A 13,826-nucleotide genomic window follows, 5' to 3' on the forward strand; every position below is an offset into this window, starting at 1 on the left:
CCAGGACGATTCTACGGGGAGGTTCCGGAGGGCTCCCTGCGCGGACGCGCCGCGCCCACGGTGAGCCGTGACCCCGGAAGGCGATGGAGAGCGAGCGCGAGGATCCAGGACCCGACGAGCGCGACGAGCAGGATGATCTTCGGCTGCACTCCCTCGAGTCTCAGATACGAGATGGCGACGGTGTGCGTGAGGACCACGGTGACGGCGACGGCCGCGAGGGCGATCGTCGCGCGCGCGAGCGGCGGCGGGAGGGCCATGTCGCGGAAGAGCGCCACGAGTCCCCAGCAGATGGCGATCGAGACGCCGACTCCGAGGACCGGTGTCCCGACGGCGGCCACCTTGAGGTCGATCGTTCCGACCGGGAGCAGACCGATCGCGACCGTGCCGACGAGCAGCAGACCGACGCCGAGCAGGCGACCTCGGCCACCGGACGGAGTCTTCGTTCGCGCGGCGCGTCCGGCGAGGACGTAGGTGAGGCACGGCAGCGCCATCCCCACGGCGAGCGGGAGGTCGTCGAGGCGCCCAGGGAGGACGGCGCACACGAGCAGGCCGATCCCGGCGATGCTCCAGTGCACGACCGGGGGGAACCGTTCGACGACTCGATAGAGCAGTGCCGTGAAGAACAGGGCGGTGATGAACCAGAAGGCTCCGAACGGTCCGGTCGCCCGGGATCCGCCCCAGAGCGCCGCCACGAGAAGCGGGACGGAGAACCCGACGAGGATCGAGTAGACCACCGTGTCGATCACGAGCCAGGTCGCGTACGGGACGAGGAGCGTGCGCACTCGAGTGGTCACCTCATGCCCCAGCGAACGGCCGGCGGTCCAGAAGTATCCGGTGAGGAAGAAGAAGAGGGGGACGTGCCACGGGTACACCCACTGGTGGGTGAGAGGTCCGGTGTACACATGCGCCGAGACGACGGCGGCGACGCCGACGACGCGGAGGAGGTCGAGCCCGACGAGTCGCATGATCCCCTCCGTGCGCAGATGGCCGCCGCTCGACGAGCGGGCGACGACCATCTTACGAAAGGAGCAAGGACGGGGCGTCTGGTTCGCGGCGTCGGGCTGCCGGTCCGGTCGCGGTCGTCGACCTCAGAACGAACACGCCGTGAGGTCGGAGACACCCGTGCCGAGCGCCGTGGTTCCACCGAGTACGACGATGCGCTCCGCGTGGAACGCCGCGATGTCGGCAAGGACCGCGCGAGGGACGCAGTTCCGAGGCACGAGATAGAGGGGAGCGCCTTCGGCCGCCGCCCAGGCGGACCCCGTGAGCGCGTCAGGGAAGGCATTCCCCGATGCGAGGTACACCGTCGTCGCGGTATCGAAGGCGGAACGAGCGATCTCGACGGAGGTCGCGAATCGATTGGCCTTCCCGATGCGGGCCACGCGCTCGGGTATCTCCGCGATGGTCTTCAGGTCGGCTTCGATCCCTGTGGACACCGATGCCGGCCCACCGGCGATCCGGAAGAGGAAGAGATCGAGGTCCTCGATAGCCCCGACGAGTGGCTGAGGAATACGGGGAGACGTCCCATTCGTCAGGATCACCGGGCCATCGAAAGTCTCCAACGCGGCCGGTCCTGCGCTCAGCGCATCGGGGAAGTTCGCTCCGCTCGCGACGAACGCACCGCTCGTGGGCGGATCGCTGAAGGCGAAGACGGCGAGTGCCGCCGATACCTCGTAGCGGTTGGCTCCAGCAATCCTGACGATCTCTCGGCCCGGCGACTCGAGGCTCTGCTCGACGCTCGAGCCGATCGCCTTCTCTCCGCCGACGATCACAAGACGGCTGGGCTCCAGCCTGTCGATCTCCTCGGAGATCACGGATGGTAGACGGCCTGGCAAGGTCAGGAGCAGCGGTCCGCCCAGGCGTGCAGCCGCCGGCGCCGCCGACAATGCATCCGGGAACGCGGCTCCGCTCGCGAGGACGACGACCTCAGCCCCGCTCGGATAGGCGGCGCGCGATACGGCCGCGGCCACCTGGAAGCGGTCAGAGCCGCTGATGCGCTCGACGAGAGGATCCCCTTCCGTGTACACGACGGGGATGCGGACGTAGACGGAGCTGTAGAAGGACGACCCGGGCGCTCTCATGTCCTGGCGCACCATGGCGAAGACGGGGTTCCCGGATGCTTCGAGTCCGCGCTCGAGCAACGGCAACTCCCACCGAATGGTCGAACCATCGTCATCGATCGCTGCATCAGGCGCGAACAACGTCCAACGATCGTCATCGAGGCGACCATCACCGACCCAATAATCAGGTCCCATGTCGGCTTCTGTCGTCCAGGAGCCATCGGGCCCAGACGCCCACACGGGTCGATCGGTCGTCACCGACACGCTCTGTCCGGCCGTCACCGCGAGCGCCCGCTTCGCCGTGAAGGAGTAGCTGCTCGATGCTCGAGCACCTCGGAACGTGATGCTTGACGTGGCTCTGGTATCGCCCTCGTCGTAGGTCACATAGGCGTAGAGCGACAGCGAATCGCCCGCAATGGTCGTGTTCTCGTCGGCACCGGCTGTGGCCGAGAACGTCAGACTCTGCCCGGAGGAGATCGCCGATCGTAGGGCCGGCGAGATGGGCACCTTCGCCTCACCCGATGTATTGGCGGAGAGCGTTCCCGTGGTCCGTGTCGAGCCTGCCTGCAGCGTCCACGTCGTCGAGCCCAGAGTCAGCCCACTGCTCGATGAGCCCACATCGATGAGAAGCGACGTGACGGACGGCCCGACCGATGGACTCGTTCCACCGTCGTCCATCCTGTTGCCGAGAGCCGAGAGGCGACGGTGTTCATCCCACTGGCCGAAGGGAGCCTGAATCGCGTGGTCCGTGGGACTGCTCTCCGCCTGCGCCGCGACCGCTGTCGTGGATGCCAGAGAAACCGTGAGGGCCGCGGCGACCGCGGCGAGGACACGAGTCGCTCGCCGCGGTCGGACCAGGGGGGAGCCCGGCTTCACTTCTCGTCGCGCTCGAGGATGCCCTGGATCGATTCGAACTTGTCGATCGACTCGAGGCCCTCGAGGGCGTCGATGGACTCCACGGCGTCATCGGCCGTGGTGGTCCCGAAGAACCAGTCGTCCTCCGGCGCGTCGCCGAAGCCGCACATGGTCAGCTTCTCGACGGCGGGCGTGAGGGACTTCGTACCGCCGAGGATGGTGATGCGGCTCTCGGCGTAGCGGTCGATGTCTCGGACCATGCCGTCGGGGACGCACGACGTCGGGGCGATGTAGAGCGGACCGCCGACGCTGCCGGCCCAGGCGGCACCCGCGAGCGCGTCGGGGAAGTTCGCGCCACTCGCGATGAAGACCTGGTCGGTCGCGTCGAAGGCGAATCGAGCGATCGCGAGGGACGTCAGGTAGCGGTTGCTCCCGGCGAGACGCACGGCGCCGATCTCCTGGTTCGCCACGGAGTTGAGGTCATCCTCGATGCCTTCGGACACGGAGACGGTGCCGCCGGCGATGAGGGGCACCTCGACGCCGAGGGACTCGATCGTGTCGAAGGTGGCGTCGTCGAGGCTCGAGGCGTTGCCGCGCACGAGGATGACGGGGGCGCCGAAGGCGCCGGCGGCGGAGGACGCGGACAGGGCGTCGGGGAACGCGACGCCGGTGGCGAAGAACGCGACCTGGCTGCCCTCCTCGCCGAAGGCGTAGTCGGCGACGGCGCGGGAGACCTCGAAGCGGTTGGCGCCGGCGATGCGGTCGACGGTCGGGGCCATGGTCTCGAGCTGGTCGAAGACGGTGCTGTTCACGGCGGTGGTCCCGCCGATCACGACGATGCGGTCGGGGTCGAGGCGCGCGATCTCCGTCTCGATGGATGCGGGCAGACGTCCCGGGAGCGTCAGGAGGAGCGGGGCGCCCTCGTGCGCGGCCGCTGGGGCCGCCGACAGGGCGTCGGGGAACGCCGTTCCGGCCGCGATGTAGACCACGTCGGAGCCGTCAGGGTACGCCGCGGCGGAGATCGCTGCAGCACCGGCGTACCGGTCCGAACCGGAGACACGCTCGACCACCGGAGTGGGCTTCGGATACGCGACGGGGAACGTGACCCACACGGTCTCGGTGACGTCCTCGGCGAAGTCCGACATGGCGAGCACGTCCACTGTCTGCCCCGACGGGGAGACGGCCTGGCGGTAGCGGGAGAGCGGCCCGACCGTCACAGTCGCCGTGGAGCCGTCCTCGGAGATCTCGACGGCGTCCTCGGACGAGTCGCTCTCGACGAGGGGCGTCGAGGCGGCGGGTCCTTCCGTCCAGAAACCGGCGTCGGACTCGAGGACGAGGGTGTCGCCCTCTTCGACGGCGACCGGCGCGGAGGCCGGTTCGAATGCCGTCTGGATGTCGAGGAGGGCGTTGTCACTCGTCAGCGTCGTCGCTCCGCCGCCGACCGAGCCCACCGTCACCGTGAAGGTCGCGGTGTAGATATCGGTGATGTCGTAGTCGTCCTCGGGCTCGTCATTGCCGACGAGGGTCACGTCGAAGCTCGAGTTCACGCGGTGCGACGTCCAGAAGCTGCCCGGAACGGTCAGGGTCGCCGTCGTGCCCTGGCGTGCGAGGGTGACGAGCGTGCCGTCGAGGTCCGCGGACTCGAGGTCGTATTCGACGCTGTCGACCACGTCGGGGAGCGTGACGGTGATCGTCGTCGAGTTCCTCGAGATCGTCTGGCCGTCGAAGTCGTAGACGCTCACGTAGCGGTGGAAGTCGGACGCGTCGATCGTGACGGTCCGAGTCGCGGCTGAGGCGGCTGAGGGGATCGCGATCCCCGCGGCGGCGAGGGCGCCGATCGCCGTGATCCGGAGGAGGCGGGACAGGGCGCGTGGCCGTGGAGCGCTGGCGTTCATCGGAACCGTTCGTCGAGAGCTGGCCGGTCGAGAGCGCCGGTCTTTCGGATCATGCCAGACCTGTGAGGATCCTGTCAGTAACGATTTGGTGATGAACCGTGAACGGGGGGCGTCCGGCCTCAGCCCCGGTCGGGCGATGCCAGGTACGCGTGGAACTCGTCCTTCAGCCACAGCAGTGCGCCGTACTGGTTGCGCTCGGCGAGGACGAACTCGAACGGCGCGTCCACCTTGCGCAGGTCCCAGCCGGCGCGTGCCGCTCGCCACGACATCCACTGGTCCTCGAGGAAGCTGTAGCGGTCGGGCAGATCCGTGAAGAATCCGTCGTCGTCGACGATGCTCGGATCGAGCACACAACCACCGGTGCCGATGTAGTCGGCGGGCTGTCCGTCGTCCGCCGCTTCCCTGTCCCAATAGCTCGAGCCCTGGCGGAACGCCCACACCCCGTGCAGCGATCTCGGTGCGTACACGTCGAGGAGCGTCCGGATGAAGGTCGGCTCGATCTCCTGATCGTCGTCGAGCGTGATGGCGGGCCCGGAGTACCCGGAGTCGCGCAGGCGGCGGAGAGCGAAGAAGCGCCCCAGCCCGCCGACGTTCACGCGGCTCGTCGTGAGCTCCACCGAGGCGAGCGCCCCCGAGGCGCCGATCCGTCGGATCTCGCGCTCGTAGTGGCGACGGTCGGCAGCCCGATTCGCCCAGAGGACGAGGCGGATCGGGGGAGTGCCGGTCTGCCGGGCGAGCACCCGCAGGATGTCTCCGATGCGCTCCGGTCGGTTCCAGAGGCACATCACGACGGCGATCCCGTCAGCGGGTGCGGCACCCGCGAGGGTGGACGTGTGGAAGCGGCCCTTCGCGTATCGGACGCGCGCCCGTTCCCGGCGGAAACGGAGCACACGATGGCGGACGCGCGCCGCGAGGACGCGGAGTCGAGCGGTGAGTGATCGGAGTGCGCCGACGGGCTTCTGGGCGGAATCCGTCGTCTCCGTCATCGCGCCGCCTTCCGCCGTCCGGGCTCGACCCGACCGCCGGAGCCCAGCGGGAAGCTTAACAGTCCCCGCCTCAGCAGGTCGCGAGATTCGAGACGTCCACGCTGAGCGACGAGGTGCCGCCGAGCACGATGACCTTGCTGACGCCCATTCCCTTCATGGTGGAGATGATCCCGGGCTGCACGCACCCGCTCGTCGTGATGAAGAGGGGAGCGTTCGACTTGCCCGCCCAGGTCGATCCCGTGAGGGCGTCGGGGTAGGCGAGTCCGCTCGCGACGAACGCCGTGTTGCTGTACCCGAACGCTTCCGCGTTGATCGCCTGGTTCGCCGCGTATCGGTTCGCGCCGCCGAGGCGCTCCACCGTGTAGCCCTTCGATCGGAGCGTCGACTCGAACGACGAAGAGACCGCGGCCGTGCCGCCCGCGATCTTCACCGTGCGCACACCCAGACGCTCGAGGGTCTGGAGGAGAGCAGTGTCGGGCCCGGCCTTCGGTCGGGCGAGGATGATCGGGGCGTCGTCCGCTCCGGCGGCGGAGCCCGCGGAGACAGCATCGGCGAATCCCGCTCCCGATGCGATGTACGCGGTGTCGGTGCCTCCGGGGAATCCCTGGATGGCGAGAGCCGTCGACACCTCGAAGCGCGATGCACCCGCGACGCGGGTCGTGGTCGCGATGCCCGACAGGGTGGCCTGGACCGCGGAACCCACGGCGGCCTCTCCGCCGACGATGACGATGGATCGGGGGTTCAGGCGCTTCACCTCGGCGACGACCTCGGACGGGACGGAGTCCCGCCGCGTGAGCAGCAGCGCTCCTCCAGCGTTCACGGCGGCGGGGGCTGCGCCGACCGCGTCGGGGAAGTTCTCGCCCGAGGCGATGTAGACGACGCCGCTGCCGCTCGGGTAGGTGCGCTTCGAGACGGCGACGGCGCTCGCGTAGCGGGTCTGCCCGCTCACCCTCTCGACGCCGTAGGTCGTCTTGACGACGGCCGTCTGGCCGCTCGTCGTGCTCGCTGAGCGGTAGCCCGACGCGGTCCCGGTGACCGTCACCGTGATCCGCTTGCCCGCCTGGTAGTCGGTGAGCTTGAAGGACGTGCCCGTGGCTCCCGAGATCGCCTTGCCGTTGGCCTTCCACTGGAAGGCGAGCTTCGTGCCGCTCGGGCTCCACCCGGTCGCCGCCGCCGTGAGCGTCTGACCGACGGTCGTCGTCCCGGAGATGGTCGGCGTCGTCCCCTTCACGGTCTTGACGTCGGGGAAGGTGGCGAAGACCTGGACCCAGTAGTGACCGTCGGCGTTGTAGCCGGCCCCCATGTGCGTGTAGCGGCTGTCGAGGATGTTGGCGCGGTGGCCGGGCGAGTTGATCCAGGCCGAGACGACGGAGGAGGCCGTCGTGTACCCGTACGCGATGTTCTCGCCGCAGCAGAGGGTCCATCCACTCGACGCCCGGGAGGTGCGCCACTCGTTCGAGCTGTGCACCATGCTCTTCTGCGACGCCATGTACGTCGCCCATTCCTGGGCCATCGCGTCGAGGCTCGACTCGCGCTGGAGCGCGGGGAGCCCCGCGTTCGCACGGTTCGCATTGGTGAGGGAGACCACGTCGTCGCGCGGTGCGGCCTGAGCCGGGTCGGGGGCGGCGAGCGTGAGACCTCCGGCGAGCAGCGCTACGATCGCCGCGGCGGCAGCGAAGGGGCGGAGTCGAATCATCGGTGCGTACCTTCCGTCTGAAGATGCGCCACCGGGTCAGGCGCCCTCGTTGTGCGTGGGGTTTGAATGTAATCAATTTGGGGGCCAGAATCCACCCCTGACCAGGCTCTCCGCCGATCATATCGTGAGGCATCGTCACATCGGGCCCTGCCGAGCAGTACTCAGGGTGTCTCGCGAGAGACCGCGAGACCGTCGCCGCGCACTGATTGCTAGACTTTCCCGGTGCAGATCCGTGAACTGAAGATCCCCGACAGCTACGAGATCGTCCCCCGGCAGTTCGGCGACGATCGTGGCGTGTTCCTCGAGTGGTACAAGGCGGAGGCGCTCGAGCAGGCGACGGGTCGCTCGATCTCCCTCGCGCAGTCGAACACCTCGGTGTCGAAGCGCGGGACGGTGCGCGGCATCCACTTCGCGGATATCCCGCCGAGCCAGGCCAAGTACGTCACGGCGACGCACGGAGCCGTCATCGACTTCGTCATCGACATCCGGGTGGGGTCGCCGACGTTCGGCGAGTGGGACTCCGTGATCCTCGACGACACCGACCGCAAGGCGATCTTCCTCTCCGAGGGCCTCGGGCACTGCTTCGTCGCCCTGACGGAGGACGCGACCGTGAGCTATCTCGTGACGGACGTCTACCGGCCGGAGCGCGAACACGGCATCAACCCTCTCGACGAGCGCATCGCGCTCGCGTTCCCCGCCGAGGCCGGAGAGCTCCTCCTCTCCCCGAAGGACACGGACGCCCCCTCCCTCGCCGAGGCGGAGGCCGCCGGTATCCTGCCCACGTGGGACGCGGCTCGCGCCTTCTACGACGGTCTCAAGGCAGGGGAGTGACGCGATGAAGGGGATCATCCTCGCTGGAGGGTCGGGAACCCGGCTCTGGCCCATCACCAAGGGCATCTCGAAGCAGCTCATGCCCATCTACGACAAGCCGATGGTCTACTACCCGCTGTCGACCCTCATGATGGCGGGCATCAACGAGATCCTCATCATCACGACGCCGGAGTACAACGAGCAGTTCAAGGCGCTCTTCGGCGACGGCTCGTCGCTCGGCATCCGACTCGAGTACGCCGTGCAGCCGTCGCCCGACGGCCTCGCCCAGGCGTTCATCATCGGTGAGGAGTTCATCGGCGACGACAGCGTGGCCCTCGTGCTCGGCGACAACATCTTCCACGGCACGGGCCTCGGTTCGTCGCTCCGGGGGAATACCGACGTGGACGGTGCCACGATCTTCGCGTACCACGTGTCGAACCCCACGTCCTACGGCGTGGTCGAGTTCGACGACGACTTCACGGCCGTCTCCATCGAGGAGAAGCCCGAGATCCCGAAGAGCAACTACGCGGTCCCCGGCCTCTACTTCTACGACAACAGGGTCGTCGAGATCGCGAAGACCATCGAGCCCAGTGCGCGGGGGGAGCTCGAGATCTCCACGGTCAACGAGCGCTACCTCGAGGCCGGGGCCCTGCACGTGCAGGTGCTCGACCGCGGCACGGCGTGGCTCGACACCGGCACGTTCGAGTCGATGATGCAGGCGTCGGAGTACGTGCGCGTCATCGAGGACCGGCAGGGCTTCAAGGTGGGCTGCATCGAGGAGATCGCCTGGCGCGCAGGCTGGATCGACGACGAGCAGCTCGCCGCGCTCGCCGCGCCGCTCGTCAAGAGCGGCTACGGTCGCTACCTGCAGGGCCTGCTGAGCGCATGAAGGTCTTCGTCCAGATCCCCTGCTTGAACGAGGAGGAGACCCTTCCTCTCGTGCTCGCCTCCATCCCTCGCGAGATCCCGGGAGTCGACTCCGTCGAGATCCTGGTGATCGACGACGGGTCGAGCGACCGCACCGTCGAGATCGCGAAGCAGTTCGGAGTGACCCACTTCGTGCGTCATGCGCGGAACATGGGACTCGCTCGCTCGTTCCGAGACGGTGTCGACTACGCGCTCAAGCACGGTGCCGACATCATCGTCAACACCGACGGCGACAACCAGTACCCGCAGGATCGCATCGGTGACCTCGTGCAGCCCATCCTGCGCGGCGAGGCCGATATCGTGATCGCCGACCGCCAGACCGCGACGATCGAGCACTTCTCGCCCTTCAAGAAATTCATGCAAAAGGTCGGCAGCGGAGTCGTGAACTACGCAGCGGACACCCAGCTCCCCGACGCGGCGAGTGGATTCCGCGCGTACTCGCGGCAGTCCATGTACCGTCTCAACATCGTCACGCAGTTCAGCTACTGCATGGAGACGATCATCCAGGCGGGCAACAAGCGTCTCCGCATCGCGAGCATCCCCGTGAAGACGAACGCGAAGACGCGCGAGTCCCGCCTGTTCAAGAACATCTGGCAGCACATGGCGCAATCGGGTGGCGCGATCGTCCGCAGCTATCTCATGTTCAAGCCGCATGTGATCTTCACGGTCCTCGGACTCTTCCTCCTCGCCATCGGGCTCGTGCCCTTCGTGCGGTTCAGCATCTTCTTCATCCAGGGCACGGAGGGCGGACACGTCCAGTCCCTCGTCTTCGGCACGGCCTTCCTGGTCGGCTCCCTGTTGTCGTTCGCGCTCGGTGTCATCTCCGAGCTGCTCCGCACGAACAGGATCCTGCTCGAGGAACAGCTCGAGCGGCTCAAGGAGCTGCAGTATCGCCAGTAGTCGGCCGACCGGGCGCTCGGTGCTCGGATTCGGCACGTACGACACCGCGCGTCATCCTCGCGTCGGCGTGATCCTCGCGGGACTCGCCGCGCATGGCTTCGAGGTCCGCGAGGTCGACGTGCCGATGGGCTTCTCCACGGCGGAACGTGTCGACATGCTGAAGCGCCCGTGGAAGCTCCCACTGTTCGCCCTGCGGCTCGTGTCCTGCTGGGCGAGGCTCGCCGTGCGCTCCACGAGCGCCCGTCTGCGTCGACGCCCGGATGTCGTCGTGGTCGGCTACCTCGGCCACTTCGACGTCCTTCTCGCGCGGCTCCTGTTCCCGCGCACGACGATCGTGCTCGACCACCTCATCTTCGCGGGAACCACGGCGAGCGACCGCGGGGTGTCGGGAGGACTCAAAGGGCGCCTGCTCGCGGGCCTCGATCGACTGGCGATCGCCGCGGCCTCGATCGTCGTCGTCGACACCGAGGAGCATGCCCGTCTCGTGCCGGCCTCCGCGTCCACGGTCGTCGTGCCCGTGGGCGCCGACTCGTCGTGGTACGCGGCGGCGGCGGGCGAGCGGGTACCGGGCGCTCGGTTGAGCGTCGTCTTCTACGGGCTCATGACCCCGCTGCAGGGCGCTCCCGTGATCGCCGAGGCCATCGCGACCCTCGACGGTCGGGTCGACGCGACGATCATCGGGACGGGCCAGGACGGCGAGGCCGTCGATGCGACGCTCCGCGCGGTGGACGGGGTCACTCGACTCGACTGGGTTGGGCCGTCCGAACTGCCTGCCCTCGTCGCCCGGCACGACCTCGCCCTCGGCATCTTCGGAACGAGCGAGAAGGCGCTGAGCGTGGTCCCGAACAAGGCGTACCAGGCGCTCGCCGCCGAGGTCGGGCTCATCACGTCCGACAGTGCGGCCCAGCGACGTGTCCTCGGTGACGCCGCCGAGTTCGTTCCGCCGGGCGACGCCTCGGCCCTCGCAGCCGCCATCGACCGCCTCGCGGGCGACCCCACTCTCATCGCCGATCTCCGCGCACGTGCCCGGGCAGCCGCGCCGCGGTTCACCGCTGCCGCCGTCGTCGGCGGCCTCGTCGAGCGACTCGCGGAGAGGCCGTGACCGTGGACGAGCCGAAGCGCGGCCTTCTCCGCCGGGTCGCGGGCGGCATCGCGGGATTCTTCAAACGCTTCGCCGGACCGATCCGGATCGTCCTCCTCGTGGCGATCGTCGCGTTCGCGATCTACGCGATCGCCTCGAGCTGGGAGCGCGTCGAGGCCGCACTCGTCGACATGGGCCCCGGTCTCATCGTCGGCAGCTCGCTCGTGCTCGTCGCGTCGATCGCCGGTCACTACGTCTCGTGGCTCGCCGTGCTCGCGGCGCTCGGCGCTCCCCGCATGCCCGTCCTCGCCTCGATGGCCATCTCGACGACGTCGCAGGTGGCGAAGTACATGCCCGGCAGCGTCTGGACCGCGGTCGTCCAGGCGGATCTCGGTCGGCGACACGGCATCCAGCGTCGCATCATGCTCGCGAGCTACGGCCTGGTCCTCCTCGTGAGCGTGGCGACCGCGAGCGTACTGTCGTTGCTCGTGCTCGCAGGCCCGTCTCCTCTGTGGATCCGACTCGTGTCGATCGCCGCGGCCGTCTGCGGCGTCGTCCTGCTCGCGAGCCTCTTCCACCCTCGGCTCCTGCACTCCCTCCTCGACAAGGTCTTCCGTCGATTCTCGGGTGAGGGCATGCCCGACCGCATCGACCCGCGGGCGCTCGTGGTCGCGATCGTCGCCGTCGCGGTCGCCTGGTCGCTCGCCGGTGTCCAGGCGTGGATGCTCGCGGAGCCGCTCGGCGCGACGACGGCGGAGATCCCGTTCACGGCCGGGGCGATCATGCTGTCGTGGGCCGTCGGACTCGTCATCGTGATCCTGCCGGCCGGAGCAGGCGCGCGCGAGGCCATCCTCGTCGTGACGCTGGGTCAGATCGTCGGAACGACCGAAGCCCTCACCATTGCCCTCATCACACGCTTCCTCCAGATCATCGTGGAGCTGGTGCTCGCCGCTCTCCTGGGCCTCCCTTACGCCACGGGCGCCCTCCGTGCCCGCCGACGCGAGCGGCTCGACTGAGTCCCGCTTCGTCGACGGTGTCCCGCGGCGGTCAGATCCCGATCATGAGGAACCGTGCGACGGCCTGAAGCGCTGGGGTGATGGACGCCAGCGGGCTGGCCGGCGAGAGCCAATCGGGCTGCGCCGCCGCGAGGAACGCGATCGCGAACCCTCCCTGGGTCGCTCCGAGGACCGCGACGACCGCCACGACGGCCTCGATAGGCGGTCTCCATCGCCCGGTGCGGGAGAGAAGGAACCCGGCGCCCACCCCGGCGACGCCGAGCGCGAGCGGGATGAAGGGCAGGATGTAGCGGCCGCTCACCGCCAGGACGACGCCGAGGCGGAGGTATTCCCCGTAGTTGCGCACGAGGAGCGAGGCGACGAGCACGACGAAGGCCAGAGCGAGCACGGCGAGCGGCGCTGAGCGCACCACACGGGGGATCGCCACGGCGCAGAGGAGGAGGACGGCTGCCGCCGCTGTCGCGATGACGGTGGCGGTCACGGTGTCGGCCTCCCTGTAGCCGCCGGCCCAGCCCACGGTCGAGAACGTCTTCACGAGTGTCGGTACCCACGCCCTCAACGCGTAGGAGGCGAAGTCGACGAGAGAGGCCGAGCGATCGGGGAACGCATCGTCGAGTTGCGCGTTGCGTTCCCACGGTCCGTAGTTCCGGCAGAAGGCCTCGGAGTGGATCGCATCGCAATCGGGCTGAGGGGAGTTGAAGGCGATGAGGCTCACGAGATACCGCTCGGCGAACAGTCCGACGGCCACGATCGCGAGGGCGACGACTCCGACGGTCACGAGCGGACGGCGGCGATCCGGTCGCTCCGCCGTCGTGAGCGCCCGCACCGAGGAGAGGCGTCTGCGGCGCAGGAGCACCACACAGATCCCGACGATGCAGACCAGGAACACGGGCAGGAACGTGAACTTCGCGAGGCACGCGAGGCACCCGACCGCCACGAGCCCGAGGAGCCGCATGCCCGATACCCGCTCGATCGTCAGGATGCGCGCCGTCAGGGCGAAGAAGACCGCCGCGAGGAGCAGGAGGGCGTTGTCGTAGTTGATGGTCGCCGCGACGAAGGATGTGAGGGGGAGGGCTGCGAACAGGAAGATCGCGAGCTGGGCCGTCCCGCGGCCGATACCGCAGAGCAGGAGCGTGCGCCGGAACCACCAGAGCGACGCCGAGACGAGGAGGACGGTCAGCGCGCGGAGGACGACGTATTGCGTGTCGAGGTCAGCTCCACTCCACCGGAGCAGTCGAAGCGGCACCGCCATGACGTAGTGGTAGAGGTAGGAGCCGAATCGGCTGAGGTCGCCGAGCCACGCCTGGTCGGGGGTCTGGACGATGAACGGAGACCACTGGTCCGAGAAGATGCGGACGATGGCCATGTGGTAGCCCTCGTCGAAGAGGAGGTCGTGGTTCACCGAGAGGGCGATCCACCAGCCGCTCGCCGTGAAGAGTGCGACCGTGATCCAGAAGAAACCCGGGTGGCCGACGATGCGACCGACGCGAGACGAGGCATCGGTGCGGAGCTGTGGCGTAGGAGGGGGCATCTGCCGATCCGGATCGACGGGACCCGCAGGGGGAACGGGCTCTGCCATCGTAGCGGGCAGTCCGTGGGA

11 protein-coding genes are annotated in these 13,826 nt (G+C 68.5%); 5 read left to right on the forward strand and 6 right to left on the reverse strand.

Annotated features, from left to right (window positions below; translation table 11 throughout):
- Window positions 1-11: 11 nt before the first annotated feature.
- The 5 genes from CLV49_RS11940 to CLV49_RS11960 all read right to left on the reverse strand — a co-directional run bounded on the left by CLV49_RS11940 (window position 12) and on the right by CLV49_RS11960 (window position 7,492).
- The gene (locus CLV49_RS11940; RefSeq protein WP_106563734.1) at window positions 12-1,016 is read right to left on the reverse strand and encodes an acyltransferase family protein; all 1,005 of its coding nucleotides are present in this window, start codon (window positions 1,014-1,016) and stop codon (window positions 12-14) included.
- 72 nt (window positions 1,017-1,088) lie between these two features.
- Entirely contained in the window at window positions 1,089-2,738 is a 1,650-nt protein-coding gene (locus CLV49_RS11945) for a cell wall-binding repeat-containing protein (RefSeq protein ID WP_127054298.1), read from the reverse strand.
- A gap of 194 nt (window positions 2,739-2,932) precedes the next feature.
- Complete coding sequence (locus CLV49_RS11950) at window positions 2,933-4,810, reverse strand: cell wall-binding repeat-containing protein (RefSeq protein ID WP_106563736.1); 1,878 nt, start codon at window positions 4,808-4,810, stop codon at window positions 2,933-2,935.
- Window positions 4,811-4,929: 119 nt separating this feature from the next.
- Window positions 4,930-5,796 (reverse strand): glycosyltransferase family 2 protein, encoded by an 867-nt coding sequence (locus tag CLV49_RS11955; protein WP_106563737.1) that lies wholly within the window; start codon window positions 5,794-5,796, stop codon window positions 4,930-4,932.
- Window positions 5,797-5,866: 70 nt separating this feature from the next.
- Complete coding sequence (locus CLV49_RS11960) at window positions 5,867-7,492, reverse strand: cell wall-binding repeat-containing protein (RefSeq protein ID WP_106563738.1); 1,626 nt, start codon at window positions 7,490-7,492, stop codon at window positions 5,867-5,869.
- A gap of 222 nt (window positions 7,493-7,714) precedes the next feature.
- On the opposite strand from CLV49_RS11960, the gene rfbC reads away from it, so the two are divergent.
- The 5 genes from rfbC to CLV49_RS11985 are packed head-to-tail and all read left to right on the forward strand — an operon-like array spanning window position 7,715 to window position 12,226.
- Window positions 7,715-8,323 carry a dTDP-4-dehydrorhamnose 3,5-epimerase gene (rfbC, locus tag CLV49_RS11965; protein WP_106563739.1) on the forward strand — a complete coding sequence of 203 codons (609 nt, stop codon included), beginning with the start codon at window positions 7,715-7,717 and terminating at the stop codon, window positions 8,321-8,323.
- A 4-nt stretch (window positions 8,324-8,327) separates the two neighbouring features.
- On the forward strand, window positions 8,328-9,191 hold the full coding sequence (gene rfbA / locus CLV49_RS11970; RefSeq protein WP_106563740.1) for a glucose-1-phosphate thymidylyltransferase RfbA: 864 nt from the start codon (window positions 8,328-8,330) through the stop codon (window positions 9,189-9,191).
- Window positions 9,188-10,129 (forward strand): glycosyltransferase family 2 protein, encoded by a 942-nt coding sequence (locus tag CLV49_RS11975; RefSeq protein WP_106563741.1) that lies wholly within the window; start codon window positions 9,188-9,190, stop codon window positions 10,127-10,129. Before rfbA ends, CLV49_RS11975 begins: the two co-directional genes overlap by 4 nt.
- 19 nt (window positions 10,130-10,148) lie before the next feature.
- On the forward strand, window positions 10,149-11,231 hold the full coding sequence (locus CLV49_RS11980; protein WP_208019788.1) for a glycosyltransferase: 1,083 nt from the start codon (window positions 10,149-10,151) through the stop codon (window positions 11,229-11,231).
- Entirely contained in the window at window positions 11,228-12,226 is a 999-nt protein-coding gene (locus CLV49_RS11985) for a lysylphosphatidylglycerol synthase domain-containing protein (protein WP_106563742.1), read from the forward strand. Before CLV49_RS11980 ends, CLV49_RS11985 begins: the two co-directional genes overlap by 4 nt.
- A gap of 31 nt (window positions 12,227-12,257) precedes the next feature.
- Here CLV49_RS11985 and CLV49_RS11990 read toward each other — a convergent pair whose 3' ends face one another.
- Window positions 12,258-13,757 carry a DUF2142 domain-containing protein gene (locus CLV49_RS11990; protein ID WP_158261967.1) on the reverse strand — a complete coding sequence of 500 codons (1,500 nt, stop codon included), beginning with the start codon at window positions 13,755-13,757 and terminating at the stop codon, window positions 12,258-12,260.
- Window positions 13,758-13,826 lie beyond the last annotated feature (69 nt).

Source organism: Labedella gwakjiensis (assembly GCF_003014675.1).
Taxonomy (GTDB): Bacteria; Actinomycetota; Actinomycetes; order Actinomycetales; family Microbacteriaceae; genus Labedella; species Labedella gwakjiensis.

Coding starts and splice junctions, on each gene's coding strand:
- CLV49_RS11940 (WP_106563734.1), bottom strand. CDS start 1,016: ATGGTCGTCGCCCGCTCGTCGAGCGGCGGCCATCTGCGCACGGAGGGG.
- CLV49_RS11945 (WP_127054298.1), bottom strand. CDS start 2,738: ATGGACGACGGTGGAACGAGTCCATCGGTCGGGCCGTCCGTCACGTCG.
- CLV49_RS11950 (WP_106563736.1), bottom strand. CDS start 4,810: ATGAACGCCAGCGCTCCACGGCCACGCGCCCTGTCCCGCCTCCTCCGG.
- CLV49_RS11955 (WP_106563737.1), bottom strand. CDS start 5,796: ATGACGGAGACGACGGATTCCGCCCAGAAGCCCGTCGGCGCACTCCGA.
- CLV49_RS11960 (WP_106563738.1), bottom strand. CDS start 7,492: ATGATTCGACTCCGCCCCTTCGCTGCCGCCGCGGCGATCGTAGCGCTG.
- rfbA (WP_106563740.1), top strand. CDS start 8,328: ATGAAGGGGATCATCCTCGCTGGAGGGTCGGGAACCCGGCTCTGGCCC.
- CLV49_RS11975 (WP_106563741.1), top strand. CDS start 9,188: ATGAAGGTCTTCGTCCAGATCCCCTGCTTGAACGAGGAGGAGACCCTT.
- CLV49_RS11990 (WP_158261967.1), bottom strand. CDS start 13,757: ATGCCCCCTCCTACGCCACAGCTCCGCACCGATGCCTCGTCTCGCGTC.